General features: G+C 66.3%; 11 protein-coding genes and 2 rRNA genes. 1 reads left to right on the top strand and 12 read right to left on the bottom strand.

Annotation, left to right across the window (positions count from 1 at the left end; translation table 11 throughout):
* Window positions 1-57 precede the first annotated feature (57 nt).
* Window positions 58-423, top strand: coding sequence for a PRC-barrel domain-containing protein (locus OHA89_RS30580; protein WP_215149697.1), 366 nt, complete (start codon window positions 58-60; stop codon window positions 421-423).
* Here OHA89_RS30580 and OHA89_RS30575 read toward each other — a convergent pair.
* The 12 genes from OHA89_RS30575 to OHA89_RS30520 all read right to left on the bottom strand — a co-directional run bounded on the left by OHA89_RS30575 (window position 420) and on the right by OHA89_RS30520 (window position 13,927).
* The gene (locus tag OHA89_RS30575) at window positions 420-1,844 is read right to left on the bottom strand and encodes a DNA polymerase IV (protein ID WP_266610927.1); all 1,425 of its coding nucleotides are present in this window, start codon (window positions 1,842-1,844) and stop codon (window positions 420-422) included. The two genes, OHA89_RS30580 and OHA89_RS30575, sit on opposite strands and share 4 nt — an antisense overlap.
* Before the next feature lie 43 nt (window positions 1,845-1,887).
* The gene (locus tag OHA89_RS30570; protein WP_215149695.1) at window positions 1,888-2,526 is read right to left on the bottom strand and encodes a MerR family transcriptional regulator; all 639 of its coding nucleotides are present in this window, start codon (window positions 2,524-2,526) and stop codon (window positions 1,888-1,890) included.
* Between the two features lie 189 nt (window positions 2,527-2,715).
* The gene (locus OHA89_RS30565; protein ID WP_030009777.1) at window positions 2,716-3,189 is read right to left on the bottom strand and encodes a bifunctional nuclease family protein; all 474 of its coding nucleotides are present in this window, start codon (window positions 3,187-3,189) and stop codon (window positions 2,716-2,718) included.
* A gap of 52 nt (window positions 3,190-3,241) precedes the next feature.
* Window positions 3,242-4,015: a MerR family transcriptional regulator gene (locus tag OHA89_RS30560; RefSeq protein WP_266610925.1), complete on the bottom strand. Its 774-nt coding sequence runs from the start codon at window positions 4,013-4,015 to the stop codon at window positions 3,242-3,244.
* A gap of 48 nt (window positions 4,016-4,063) precedes the next feature.
* On the bottom strand, window positions 4,064-4,606 hold the full coding sequence (locus OHA89_RS30555) for an FHA domain-containing protein (RefSeq protein ID WP_285444627.1): 543 nt from the start codon (window positions 4,604-4,606) through the stop codon (window positions 4,064-4,066).
* A gap of 486 nt (window positions 4,607-5,092) precedes the next feature.
* A complete protein-coding gene (locus OHA89_RS30550; protein WP_406367551.1) occupies window positions 5,093-5,944 on the bottom strand; it encodes a DUF881 domain-containing protein in 852 nt (283 codons plus the stop codon).
* A 5-nt stretch (window positions 5,945-5,949) separates the two neighbouring features.
* Entirely contained in the window at window positions 5,950-6,282 is a 333-nt protein-coding gene (locus OHA89_RS30545; RefSeq protein WP_007262894.1) for a small basic family protein, read from the bottom strand.
* The gene (locus OHA89_RS30540) at window positions 6,279-7,184 is read right to left on the bottom strand and encodes a DUF881 domain-containing protein (protein WP_266612517.1); all 906 of its coding nucleotides are present in this window, start codon (window positions 7,182-7,184) and stop codon (window positions 6,279-6,281) included. Before OHA89_RS30540 ends, OHA89_RS30545 begins: the two co-directional genes overlap by 4 nt.
* Before the next feature lie 102 nt (window positions 7,185-7,286).
* The gene (locus OHA89_RS30535; RefSeq protein WP_266610922.1) at window positions 7,287-9,782 is read right to left on the bottom strand and encodes a mannose-1-phosphate guanyltransferase; all 2,496 of its coding nucleotides are present in this window, start codon (window positions 9,780-9,782) and stop codon (window positions 7,287-7,289) included.
* A gap of 99 nt (window positions 9,783-9,881) precedes the next feature.
* The gene (locus tag OHA89_RS30530) at window positions 9,882-10,472 is read right to left on the bottom strand and encodes a CDP-alcohol phosphatidyltransferase family protein (RefSeq protein ID WP_406367549.1); all 591 of its coding nucleotides are present in this window, start codon (window positions 10,470-10,472) and stop codon (window positions 9,882-9,884) included.
* A gap of 138 nt (window positions 10,473-10,610) precedes the next feature.
* A 5S ribosomal RNA gene (gene rrf / locus OHA89_RS30525) occupies window positions 10,611-10,727 on the bottom strand.
* Window positions 10,728-10,804: 77 nt separating this feature from the next.
* Window positions 10,805-13,927: ribosomal RNA gene (locus OHA89_RS30520) — 23S ribosomal RNA — on the bottom strand.
* Window positions 13,928-14,186: the final 259 nt, after the last annotated feature.

The following is a 14,186-nucleotide window of genomic DNA, read 5'->3' as shown; positions in this document are numbered from 1 at the left end:
CTCCCGAAATGCACTTCTGTAGTCATTACGGAGGAGTTGCGACCATTTGGAGGGACCGTGCAGACCGACATCGATCCGCGCAGCCTGATCGGCCGCAAGGCGTTCGACCGCAACGGCACCAAGATCGGCACCATCGACGAGGTCTACCTCGACGATGCCACGGGAGTCCCGGAATGGGCGGCCGTCCGGACGGGCCTGTTCAGCCGGGACGCCTTCGTCCCGCTGGAGCCGAGCGAGATGGTCGGCGACACCCTGCGGGTGCCCTTCGACCGCTCCCTGATCAAAGACGCCCCGGACTTCGGGGTCGGCCGCCACCTCTCCCCCGAACAGGAGCTGCAGCTCTACCACCACTACGGCCTCGACGTGACCCTGCCGACGGACTTCCACCACGACTTCGGCCACCTGGCGGGCGACGAGGGCTAGGGCGTCCCGGCCGGCGGCTCCTCCCCCACCAACGGCAGCGGATCGGTCGGCTCCAGCTCGGGGTCGTCCACCCGGAAGGTCCGCACCCGGCCGGGCTCCGATCCGGGCTGCTCGAACCGCACGGTCACCCGCCCGACCCCGCTGCCCTGCACCCACCCGGGCCCGTACACCGCGTGCCGTACGTCGCTCCCGGCCGTCCACCGCCGCTCGGGAGCGACCCCGGGCCCTCCGGGCACCTCCGCACCCGCCGGGCCCTCCAGAGCCGCGACAGGGGCCCCACCGGGCTCTGCGGCCCCGTCAGGCTCAGCGGCCTCCCTGACCTCCCCCGCCTCCTCCTGAGGCTCAGCGGCCAGCGACTGGGCGAACAGGTCCTCCTGCGTGTAGTCGGCCAGACCGGTCACCCCCACGCCCAGCAGCCGCACCCCGCCCGTGGTGTCCACGCCCTCCAGCAGCCGCGCCGCCGCCTCGCGCACGACCGCGGGGTCGTCCGTGGGCCCCCGCAGCGTCTCGGACCGCGTCAGCGTCGAGAAGTCGTACCTGCGCACCTTCAGCACGATCGTGCGCCCCGAGTGCCCGGACCCCCGCAAGCGCTGCACGCACCGGTCCGCCAGCCGCTGCACCTCGGTCCTGATCCGCACCCGGTCGTGCAGGTCCACGTCGAAGGTGTCCTCCACCGACACCGACTTCGCGTCCCGCTCCGCGACCACCGGCCGGTCGTCGATCCCCAGCGCCATCCGGTACAGCCCCACCCCGTGCGAGCGCCCGAGCATCCGCACCAGCTCGTCCTCCCCGGCCTCCGCCAGGTCCCCCACGGTGGTGATCCCGGCGCGGCGCAGGTGCTCGCCGGTGGCCGGCCCCACCCCGGGCAGGGTCCGTACCGACATCGGCGCCAGGAGCTCCCGCTCGGTCCCCGGCTCGATCAGCAGCAGCCCGGCCGGCTTGGCCTCTTCGGAGGCCACCTTGGCCAGCATCTTCGACCCGGCCAGCCCCACCGACCCGCTGAGCCCGGTGGCGGCCCTGATGTCCGCCCGCAGCCGCTCCCCGGTGACCTGGGCGGTCTGCGAGTCGAAGGCGACCCCGCCCGCCTCCAGGTCCACGAAGGCCTCGTCGAGGCTGAGCGGCTCCACCAGCGGCGACAGCTCCCGCAGCAGGGCCATCACCACGTCGCTGACCTGCCGGTAGAGGCTGAAGCGGGGAATCAGGTAGGCACCGTTCGGGCAGAGCCGCCGCGCCTGCGCCGTCGGCATCGCCGAATGCACCCCGAAGCGCCTGGCCTCGTACGAGGCGGTGGCGACGACCCCGCGCGGTCCGAGCCCGCCCACGATGACGGCCTTGCCGCGCAGGCTCGGCTTCGACGCCTGCTCCACGGACGCGTAGAAGGCATCCATGTCCAGATGCAGGATGGTCGGCGCGGCTCTCACATGACCGATGCTGCCTTACGGGACTGACATTTCCGGGGCCGGTTCAACCGGCCCGGTTGCGGCGGGCGGCCAGTTCGTCCGCGGGGTTGTGCCCGAGCAGGGTCTCGCCGGTGTCCACGCGCTCCCCGTGCAGCTGCGACAGCGCGTTCTCCACGTCGCGCCACACCACGCCCACGGCAATGCCGAAGACACCCTGACCGCCCTGGAGCAGGCTCACGACCTGGTCCGGCGAGGTGCACTCGTACACCGTGGCGCCGTCGCTCATCAGCGTCATCCGCTCGAGGTCCGAGAACCCGCGGTCGCGCAGGTGCTGCACGGCCGTACGGATGTTCTGCAGCGCCACCCCGGTGTCCAGGAAGCGCTTGACGATCTTGAGGACCACGACGTCGCGGAAGCTGTACAGCCGCTGCGTCCCCGAACCGTAGGCGGGGCGCACGCTCGGCTCCACCAGCCCCGTCCGCGCCCAGTAGTCGAGCTGCCGGTACGTGATGCCGGCCGCGGCACACGCCGTCGGCCCGCGGTAGCCGATCTGCTCGGGCGCCGGGTCGCCGCCCACCGGTCCGACCGGCGTCGACTCCGGCTGACGGCGCGCGGAACCGACCGCACTGCCGTGCAGCGGGTACGGTCCACCGTCACTCCGTGCGGGGATGCCCCCGGTCGTACCGTCGCCCGTGATCCTCACGCCGACCCTCCGTCCTTGACCTGCCACCTTGAAGGTAGGCAGTCACCAGGGGTGCGTCAACGATCGCCACACTCGGCACGCCGAGTGATAATCACCCTGAGAGTGGTTTCCCGTATCCCTTTGCGGGGAAAGGCTACTCGAATGGGCTGACCGTTCCCGGTGGACGACGCGGCCGACTCGGCCGGCGTCTCACTGCGGGCCGGTACCGAAGTCCTCTGGCGAGATCTGGTCGAGGAACTCGCGGAACTTCTCCACCTCGTCCTCCTGCTCGTCCGGAATCGCGATCCCGGCGTCGTCGAGCACACCGTCACTGCCGTAGATCGGCGTCCCCGTCCGCAGGGCCAGCGCTATGGCGTCGGAAGGCCGCGCGCTCACCTCGACCCCGCTGGCGAAGACGAGCTCCGCATAGAAGACACCCTCCCGCAGATCCGTGATCCGGACCTCGGTGAGTTCCTCGCCGATCGCCTCCAGCACGTCCTTGAACAGGTCGTGCGTCAGCGGTCGGGCAGGAGCCATTCCCTGCTGCGCAAAGGCAATGGCGGTCGCCTCCCCAGGACCGATCCAGATGGGGAGGTACCGGTCGCCTCCCACTTCACGCAGGAGCACGATCGGTTGGTTGGAGGGCATTTCCACCCGGACACCCACAACGTCGAGCTCGTTCACACAGTAACCCTAGGACCTGCCCGGCAGGTTTGGGTAGTCGGGGCCCTTTCCCTCACGGCAGCCGGACCCCGAGGGCGGTCTGCACCAGGGCCTCGTGGAGCCGTACGGAAAGCCCCGCGAGCTCCTTCATCGTGGCTTCGGCATGCGCCCTGGTCTGCGGATTGCGATGCCGCCTCAGGGGCGCCACGACCTGCTCCACCAGGCCCGCCTCCCGGTCCGCGGCGGCCTTCATCGCGCGCAGGTGCCGAGGCTCAAGCCCGAACCGCCCCAGATCGGCCACGAGCCGGGCCACCGTGATCGCTTCGGCGTCGAATCCGCCGCCCGGAGCCTCGGCGAGCAGCCCGTACGACTCCCACTCGACGAGCTGGACCTCGTCCGCGCCGGCGGCCGCGATCAGCTCCGCACGACCCACCCGGGCCACGGTGGGCCGCTCCCGGCCCACCTCCCCGTAGACGGCCGCGGGCCCTTCGGGATCGACCGACTCCCCGTGCGGCGTGGGCGCCGGGATGCGGATCTGCTCTCCGCGGGCCAGCGCGTCGAGCTGCTCGCGGATGACCTTCAGCGGCAGGTAGTGATCGCGCTGCAGACGCAGGATCCGCGCGAGGCGCTCCACGTCCTCGGTGCTGAACTTGCGGTATCCGGAGGGTGTGCGCCGGGGCTCGACGAGCCCCTCCGCCTCCAGGAAACGGATCTTCGAGATCGTGACTTCGGGGAACTCGTCACGCAGCGTGGTGAGCACCGTGCCGATGCTCACCAGCCGCCCGGCCGGGCCGACGGTGCCGGCGGTGCCGTTCTTCGGGGCACCGCCGGCCGGGGTACGCAGCATGGGGACCTTCCCTTGGTGGGGGCACCCCCGGACGGAGTCTGGGGGAGGTCAGACGCCCCGCAGGCTCGCGTAGAAGACCAGCCGGTACTTGCCGATCTGCACCTCGTCGCCGTTGTGCAGGGCGACGGAGTCGATCGGCTCACGGTTCACGTACGTGCCGTTGAGGCTGCCGACGTCGGCGACGGTGAAGCCGCCTTCCTGGCTCCTGCGGAATTCGACATGGCGCCGGGAGACGGTGACGTCGTCCAGGAAGATGTCGCTCTGCGGGTGCCGGCCCGCCGTGGTCAGCTCACCGTCCAGCAGGAAGCGGCTACCGGAGTTGGGACCGCGCCGCACGATGAGCAGGGCGGAACCCGGAGGCAGCGCTTCCACCGCGGCCTGGGCCTCGGGGGACAGCGAGGACGACACGTGCGCTTGTCCGGACACCTCGGCCTCGTAGGCCTCGAGGCCCGAGATCGAGATGGTGGACGTGGTCTCCGAGGCACGCTCCGGCGTCAGACCCGCCCGCAGCGGCGCGCCGCAGTTGGAGCAGAAGCGGCTGGCCGCATCGCTGCGGTGTCCGCACCTGCTGCAAACCTGCTCGGCCGACATGGACGGCTCCTCGCGCCGCGGCTGCCCCGCGGAGGCATTGGTGGCATACGGATCGGGGGCAAACCCTCCACCCGTACTTGAGGTTGATGGTTCACCGAAACCTATGCGTCCGGTACCAGCAGGGTCAACAGACGACGCGCCGTGGCCGCCCGAAATGTCACCCCCGCCCGCGACCTCGTCGCGGAAGAGCGGCCGGTCGCCCTGCCCTTCCACGTCGCCGTGCCCGGCACGGTGACGTGCCGGACCGCTTTCCTCGCGGTTCTTCTTGCCGAACAACTTCTCAAACAACTTCACGGGCGATTCCCCTTGACCGAAACAGACCCGCCCGTGGGGCAGGACGAACTCCGAATGCACAACCTGCCGACCCGGACATTCTCACAACGTCCGTAACCACCAGACAGTTTCCACCACGCACCGCGACTTCGGTGCGCCGACCCCCCGCAGGCATCCGCCCGCGTGAGCCGCTCCACACTCCGCTCCGCTTCCTCACGATGACGACCGAGCGTAGTCAGGCTGCTTCGCAGCACGCAAGGCATCCACAATGATCTTCGCCGACCGTGTGACGGCGACGGTGGCCTGTTCCTTCTCCAGTGTCTGGACGACGCCGCCGGGGATGTTGAGCGCGGGCTCAAGATCCTGCGGCTTGCCGATCACCCTGAACTCGTAGGGCTGTGTGATCTTCTTACCGTCGATCCCGACCCCGCCGTTCTCGTCCGAGAAGTACGAGCCCGCCACCACGCGCACACCGTTGATCTGGATCGCCTCGGCCCCGGCCGCCCGCAGCTCCTGAAGCGTGTCCAGCAACTGGTCGGACCGCACCAGGCCCTTGGGATCGGTGATCTTCAGCGTGATACCGGGCCCCTGGGCTGCCACCGTACCGGCCAGGATGCCGAGTTGGCGCTCCTTCTCCACGGTCTGCTTCCGGGCCTCCTCGGCCTGGTTGGAGCTGCTCTCCAGCTCCTTGCGCTGATCCTCCAGCCGCTGCTTCTCGTCCTCCAGGCGCTTGGTCCGCCCGTCCAGCTCGTCGAGGATCCGTACGAGGTCCTCCTGGCGGGCCCCGCGCAGCGCACTGGAGTCACTGGTCGACCGCACCTGGATGGCCAGCCCGAGGCCCAGGACGAACAGCAGCAGCGCGACGATCAACTGGGCCCGGCTCACCCGCGGCGGCCACAGCCCGGCCGCGAGCCTCTGCCGGCCCGTCTCCTCGGGCGGAACCACCGGATCGGGCGGAGCCACCGGATCGGGCGACGCGGGCGCGCTGGGCGGAACGGGAGTCCCGGAACCCTCGGGCCCCGTCGGCCCCTCGGACCGCTCCGGCGGAGTGTCGTTCGTACTCATCGGCCTCACGCCCGGAACACGTGCCGGCGAATGGCCGCGGCATTGGAGAAGATACGGATGCCGAGGACCACGACCACGCCCGTGGACAGCTGCGAGCCGACTCCCAGCTTGTCGCCGAGGAAGACGATCAGCGCGGCCACGACCACGTTCGACAGGAACGACACCACGAAGACCTTGTCCACGAAGATGCCGTCCAGCATGGCGCGCAAGCCCCCGAACACCGCGTCCAGCGCCGCCACCACGGCGATCGGCAGATAAGGCTCCACCACGGCCGGTACTTCGGGCCGGACCAGAAGTCCGACCACCACTCCGGCCAAGAGGCCCAGTACCGCGATCACGATGCACCCTTCTGCTGCTCTGCTGCTGTAGCTGTACGTACGGTCAGGCTCGACGCGGCCGGCAACCGCACCTCGTCCGCGGCGGACAGGGTGTAGCGGATCCCGTAGCTCTCCTGCAGCACGTGCAGGTACTGGCCGTCCGCCGAGTCCTGGAACGCGGTGCCGAGCCGCTTCTTGTCCCCCACCGCCAGCACTTCGTACGGCGGCACCAACGGCCTGTTGTCGACCAGTATCGCGTCACCCGCGGCCCTGATCGCCGACAGCGCCGTCAGCCGCTGCCCGTTGATGGAGACGGCCTCCGCCCCGGACTGCCACAGCCCGTTGACGATCTTCTGCATATCGCGGTCGCGGAGCCGGCCGGTGTCCGAGAAGCCGGTGCTCTCACGCGGTCCGCCGCCGCCCGACGAGGCGCCCTTCGCGTCGTCCACGACCAGCTTGATCCCGGGACCGCGCACCTCCGTGGCACCGGACAGCAACGCGACGAGCTCGCCCTGGCCGCTGCCGGGCTGCTTGAGCGCGGCCCGCTGGCGGTCCTCGACATCGGTCCGCAGCCGCTCGATGTCCCGCTCCAGACCGTCCGCGCGCTCGTCGGCCCGCTGCACGCGGTCGATCAGCTCCTGACGTTCCTTGGCCAGCACCGGCGCGGCTATCCGCGCCTCTGCGGCACCCAGCGTGACGACCATGGCGGCGAGCACGAGTCCGGCGGCGAGCCCCAGTTTGGCCTTGAGGGTGCGCGGGAGGCCCGCCGTACCCTCCGCCTCACGCCGGGCCGCGGACTCCGCATAGCCCTCGTCGAGACTGTGGTCCATCACGTGCGTCAGCAGCGACATGGAGGCGTCCGGGCGCGCGGGCGCAGGAGACGCCGAACTCCGGTTGTGGGGCGGCTGCGACATGCCGCACATCGTCGCATGTCGGCGGCGCACACACCGAATGCGCCCGTCCCGCGAGACCGGGCGGGGAACCCTCCCCGCCCGGCCCGCGGGACTTTGGTCCTCGCGCGGCACTCAGTGCCCGGCGCCGTCCACCACGCCCGCCCACTCGTCGAGCAGGGCCTGCGCCGAAGCGTCGTCGGGACCTTCGGCCCACAGGTGGGTGACCGCCTCGGCCGGGTCCGGCAGGACCAGTGCCCAGCGCCCGTCGGCCTCCACGACCCGCACCCCGTCGGTGGTGTCCACCTGCCGGTCGCCCGCCGCCTCCACGACGCGGCGCATCACGAGCCCCTTCACCGCCCACGGCGTCGGCACGTCCCGCTTGAGCACGTGCGCCCGCGGAATCCTCGCGTCTATCTGGCTGAGAGTGAGCTGCGTACGAGCCACCAGCCCAAGCAGCTGCACGAAGGCCGCGGACCCGTCGAAGACGCTGCTGAACTCCGGAACGATGAACCCGCCGCGGCCGTCCCCACCGAAGATGGTGTTCTCCGCACGGCCCACCCGGGTCAGGTCGTCGGGCGAGGTCGTCGTCCACTCCACCTGCGTGCCGTGGTACGCGGCCACCTGCTCGGCGACGCGCGTGGTGGTCACCGGCAGCGCGACCTTGCCGCTGCGCTTGGCCGCGGCCACCAGGTCGAGCATCACCAGCAGGGCCCGGTCGTCCTCGATGATCCGCCCGCGCTCGTCCACCAGGGAGATCCGCTCTCCGACCGGGTCGAAGCGCACGCCGAAGGCGGCACGTGCCGAGGCCACGATCTCCCCGAGCCGCACCAGCCCGGCCCGCCGGGACTCGACGGTCTCCGTCGGCCTGGATTCGTCGAGCCCGGGATTGATCGTCAGCGCGTCCACGCCGAGCCGGCCCAGCAGGCTGGGCAGCACGAGCCCGGCGCTGCCGTTGGAGGCGTCCACGACCACCTTGAGCCCGGCGTCGGCGATCCCTGTGGTGTCGACCCTCCGCAGCAGCGAGCCGGTGTAGGCGTCGAAGACGCTGCCCGGGAACTGCAGGTCACCGATCTCTCCGGGGAACGCCCGCCGGTACTCCTGGCGCGCGTACACCCGGTCGAGCTTGCGCTGCTGCTGGAGCGAGAGGTCCGCCCCGCGCTCGTCCAGGAACATGATGTCGACGGAGTCCGGCACACCCGGCGAGGTCCGCAGCACGATCCCGCCCGCGCTGCCGCGTGCGGTCTGCTGGCGCGCCACGGGCAGCGGTACGTTCTCCAGGTCGCGTACGTTGATGGCGCTGGCCTGGAGCGCCGAGATCACCGCCCGCTTGAGCGCTCTCGCGCCTCGGGAGTGGTCACGCGCGGTGGTGACCGTCGCGCCCTTCTTCAAGGTCGTCGCATAGGCGCCGGCGAGCCGGACCACCAGCTCGGGGGTGATCTCCACGTTCAGGATTCCGGAGACCCCGCGGGCCCCGAAAAGATGCGCCTGTCCGCGCGACTCCCAGATGACCGACGTGTTGACGAAGGCGCCGGCCTCGATCGTCTTGAACGGATAGACCCGAACGTTGCCCTGGACAATCGATTCCTCACCGACGAGGCACTCGTCCCCGATGACGGCGCCGTCCTCGATCCGCGCGGCCCGCATGATGTCGGTGTTCTTGCCGATGACACAGCCGCGGAGATTGCTGTGGGGCCCGATGTACACGTTGTCGTGGACGACGGCCCGGTGCAGGAAGGCGCCGCTCTTGACGACGACGTTCGACCCGATGACCGTGTGCTCGCGGATCTCGACCCCGGCCTCGATCTTGGCGTAGTCCCCGATGTACAGGGGTCCGCGCAGCACCGCGTCCGGGCTGACCTCGGCCCCTTCGGCGATCCACACCCCGGGCGAGATCTCGAAGCCGTCCATCTCGACCTCGACCTTGCCCTCGAGCACGTCGGCCTGCGCCTTGACGTAGCTCTCGTGCGTGCCGACGTCCTCCCAGTAGCCCTCGGCCACGTAGCCGTAGATCGGCCGGCCTTCCTTCATGAGCTGCGGGAACACGTCACCGGACCAGTCCACCGAGACGTCCGGGTCCACGTAGTCGAAGACCTCGGGCTCCATGACGTAGATGCCGGTGTTGACCGTGTCGGAGAAGACCTGGCCCCAGGTCGGCTTCTCGAGGAAGCGCTCGACCTTGCCCTCCTCGTCCACGATCGTGATGCCGAATTCCAGTGGGTTCGGCACCCGGGTGAGGCACACCGTGACGAGTGCGCCCTTCTCCTTGTGGAAGCGGATCAGATCGGTGAGGTCGAAGTCGGTGAGCGCATCGCCGGAAATGACGACGAAGGCGTCATCCTTCAAGGCTTCCTCGGCGTTCTTCACACTGCCGGCGGTGCCGAGTGGCTTCTCCTCGTTGGCATAGGTGAGCTCCATTCCGAGCTCTTCGCCATCCCCGAAGTAGTTCTTGACGAGCGACGCCAGGAACTGCACGGTGACCACGGTCTCGCTGAGCCCATGGCGCTTGAGCAGCCTCAGCACGTGCTCCATGATCGGCCGGTTGGCCACCGGCAGGAGCGGCTTGGGCATGCTCGAGGTCATGGGGCGAAGACGCGTACCTTCGCCACCGGCCATCACGACGGCCTTCATGTCGGAAGAGTCCTCCTAGAGAGATGACGGTCGAGCCGACCCCACCCGTCTCGGACGGTGACTCCGCAACTCCTCCGCGTCATCCGGCGCCTGACGAGCTCAATCGGCCGTGGCGTCCGCCTTCACGAGACGGCGGACTTGAACCACGTAAAGGATTCCTGCCCACCAATAGAGGGTTGTACCCCATCCGGCGAACGCCCATCCGAAAACTGACCCCGTCCAGGCCAACCAACCCGTGCCGTCACTGAGCAGCAGCAAGGGGAACGCGTACATCAGGTTGAAGGTCGCGGCCTTGCCGAGGAAGTTGACCTGCGGCGGCGGATAGCCGTGGCGGCGCAGGATCCACACCATGACCAGCAACATCAGCTCGCGTGCGAGCAGGGCCCCCGTGAGCCACAGCGGCAGAATCTCGCGATAGGTCAGACCGAAGAGCGTCGACAGGATGTACAGCCTGTCCGCAGCCGGATCCAGCAGCCGGCCGAGCTTGCTGATCTGATTCCAGCGCCGGGCGAGCTTCCCGTCGAGGTAGTCACTGATCCCGCTGAGCATGAGGACGGCCAGGGCCCACCCGTCGTACTCGGCGAGGATCAGCCACAGGAACAGGGGCACGCCGGCCAGGCGAGCCATGCTCAGGGCGTTCGGAATGGTGAAAATTCGGTCAGTCTGAACCCGAGTCTCCTGGACCTCCACCCGGGGGCCTCCACTGTGACGGTAGAAATGGTCGTTCGATGTCCCTTGACCCTACAGGAGACCGCACACGTGTCCTGAACGCAGAAAAGCCCCGCACCGAACCCGTAAGGGTTTGGTGCGGGGCTTCCCGCAATGATTGTTCGGCGGCGTCCTACTCTCCCACAGGGTCCCCCCTGCAGTACCATCGGCGCTGAAAGGCTTAGCTTCCGGGTTCGGAATGTAACCGGGCGTTTCCCTAACGCTATGACCACCGAAACACTATGAAATTTGAACGCTGGCTATGGACACAGCTGTTCGTTATTTCAGAACTAACACAGTGGACGCGAGCAACTGAGGACAAGCCCTCGGCCTATTAGTACCAGTCAGCTTCACCCGTTACCGGGCTTCCACATCTGGCCTATCAACCCAGTCGTCTACTGGGAGCCTTACCCTCTCAAGGAGGTGGGAATACTCATCTTGAAGCAGGCTTCCCGCTTAGATGCTTTCAGCGGTTATCCCTCCCGAACGTAGCCAACCAGCCATGCCCTTGGCAGGACAACTGGCACACCAGAGGTTCGTCCGTCCCGGTCCTCTCGTACTAGGGACAGCCCTTCTCAATATTCCTACGCGCACAGCGGATAGGGACCGAACTGTCTCACGACGTTCTAAACCCAGCTCGCGTACCGCTTTAATGGGCGAACAGCCCAACCCTTGGGACCGACTCCAGCCCCAGGATGCGACGAGCCGACATCGAGGTGCCAAACCATCCCGTCGATATGGACTCTTGGGGAAGATCAGCCTGTTATCCCCGGGGTACCTTTTATCCGTTGAGCGACGGCGCTTCCACAAGCCACCGCCGGATCACTAGTCCCGACTTTCGTCCCTGCTCGACCCGTCGGTCTCACAGTCAAGCTCCCTTGTGCACTTACACTCAACACCTGATTGCCAACCAGGCTGAGGGAACCTTTGGGCGCCTCCGTTACCCTTTGGGAGGCAACCGCCCCAGTTAAACTACCCATCAGACACTGTCCCTGATCCGGATCACGGACCGAGGTTAGACATCCAGCACGACCAGAGTGGTATTTCAACGGCGACTCCACCCCAACTGGCGTTGGGGTTTCAAAGTCTCCCACCTATCCTACACAAGCCGAACCGAACACCAATATCAAACTATAGTAAAGGTCCCGGGGTCTTTCCGTCCTGCTGCGCGAAACGAGCATCTTTACTCGTAGTGCAATTTCACCGGGCCTATGGTTGAGACAGTCGAGAAGTCGTTACGCCATTCGTGCAGGTCGGAACTTACCCGACAAGGAATTTCGCTACCTTAGGATGGTTATAGTTACCACCGCCGTTTACTGGCGCTTAAGTTCTCAGCTTCGCACGCCCGAAAGCGCACTAACCGGTCCCCTTAACGTTCCAGCACCGGGCAGGCGTCAGTCCGTATACATCGCCTTACGGCTTCGCACGGACCTGTGTTTTTAGTAAACAGTCGCTTCTCGCTGGTCTCTGCGGCCACCCCCAGCTCAGGAAGCAAGTTCCCTCACCAGTGATGGCCCCCCTTCTCCCGAAGTTACGGGGGCATTTTGCCGAGTTCCTTAACCATAGTTCACCCGAACGCCTCGGTATTCTCTACCTGACCACCTGAGTCGGTTTAGGGTACGGGCCGCCATGAAACTCGCTAGAGGCTTTTCTCGACAGCATAGGATCATCCACTTCACCACAATCGGCTCGGCATCAGGTCTCAGCCTTAATGAGGGACGGATTTGCCTACCCCTCGGCCTACACCCTTACCCCGGGACTACCACCGCCCGGGCTGGACTACCTTCCTGCGTCACCCCATCGCTTACCTACTACAAGTCTGGTTCGTCGGCTCCACCACTTTCCTTTCCCCGAAGGGTCCGGAACGGCTTCACGGACTTAGCATCGCCTGATTCGATATTGGGCGTTTCAAAGCGGGTACCGGAATATCAACCGGTTGTCCATCGACTACGCCTGTCGGCCTCGCCTTAGGTCCCGACTTACCCTGGGCAGATCAGCTTGACCCAGGAACCCTTAGTCAATCGGCGCACACGTTTCTCACGTGTGTATCGCTACTCATGCCTGCATTCTCACTCGTGAACCGTCCACAACTAGCTTCCGCTGCTGCTTCACCCGGCACACGACGCTCCCCTACCCATCACAGCAGGCGTTGGCCCTATTGCTGCAATGACACGACTTCGGCGGTACGCTTGAGCCCCGCTACATTGTCGGCGCGGAATCACTTGACCAGTGAGCTATTACGCACTCTTTCAAGGGTGGCTGCTTCTAAGCCAACCTCCTGGTTGTCTCTGCGACTCCACATCCTTTCCCACTTAGCGTACGCTTAGGGGCCTTAGTCGATGCTCTGGGCTGTTTCCCTCTCGACCATGGAGCTTATCCCCCACAGTCTCACTGCCGTGCTCTCACTTACCGGCATTCGGAGTTTGGCTAAGGTCAGTAACCCGGTAGGGCCCATCGCCTATCCAGTGCTCTACCTCCGGCAAGAAACACACGACGCTGCACCTAAATGCATTTCGGGGAGAACCAGCTATCACGGAGTTTGATTGGCCTTTCACCCCTAACCACAGGTCATCCCCCAGGTTTTCAACCCTGGTGGGTTCGGTCCTCCACGAAGTCTTACCTCCGCTTCAACCTGCCCATGGCTAGATCACTCCGCTTCGGGTCTAGAGCGTGCAACTCAATCGCCCTATTCGGACTCGCTTTCGCTACGGCTTCCCCACACGGGTTAACCTCGCTACACACCGCTAACTCGCAGGCTCATTCTTCAAAAGGCACGCAGTCACGACCGTTGTTCCGAAGAACAACGGCGACGCTCCCACGGCTTGTAGGCACACGGTTTCAGGTACTATTTCACTCCGCTCCCGCGGTACTTTTCACCATTCCCTCACGGTACTATCCGCTATCGGTCACCAGGGAATATTTAGGCTTAGCGGGTGGTCCCGCCAGATTCACACGGGATTTCTCGGGCCCCGTGCTACTTGGGAGATTCTTAAGCAAGCCGCTGATGTTTCGTCTACGGGGGTCTTACCCTCTACGCCGGACCTTTCGCATGTCCTTCGACTACATCAACGGTTTCTGACTCGCCGACCGGCCGGCAGACCGATCAAAAGAATTCCCACAACCCCGCATGCGCAACCCCTGCCGGGTATCACACGCATACGGTTTGGCCTCATCCGGTTTCGCTCGCCACTACTCCCGGAATCACGGTTGTTTTCTCTTCCTGCGGGTACTGAGATGTTTCACTTCCCCGCGTTCCCTCCACATGCCCTATGTGTTCAGGCATGGGTGACAGCCCATGACGACTGCCGGGTTTCCCCATTCGGACACCCCCGGATCAAAGCTCAGTTGGCAGCTCCCCGGGGCCTATCGCGGCCTCTCACGTCCTTCATCGGTTCCTGGTGCCAAGGCATCCACCGTGCGCCCTTAAAAACTTGGCCACAGATGCTCGCGTCCACTGTGTAGTTCTCAAACAACGACCAGCCACCCATCACCCCACCAGACAAGCTAGTGAGTTCACTGGGGCCGGCACTGAAGACATGACCTCACGGCCGTACCTTCAGGACCCAACAACGTGCCAGGCACCAGTCAGTCTTCCGTCTCCTCTTTCCACGCCGAAGCAGTACTCGAGAACCATCAGACCGTCTGGTGCCAAATAATCAACGTTCCACCCATGAGCTGACCGTGCAGAACATTTGT

It is taken from the genome of Streptomyces sp. NBC_01546, from assembly GCF_045208355.1.
Classification (GTDB): Bacteria; Actinomycetota; Actinomycetes; order Streptomycetales; family Streptomycetaceae; genus Streptomyces.
Note: the sequence above shows the minus strand (reverse complement) of the source record. Positions and strands in the feature narration are given on the sequence as shown.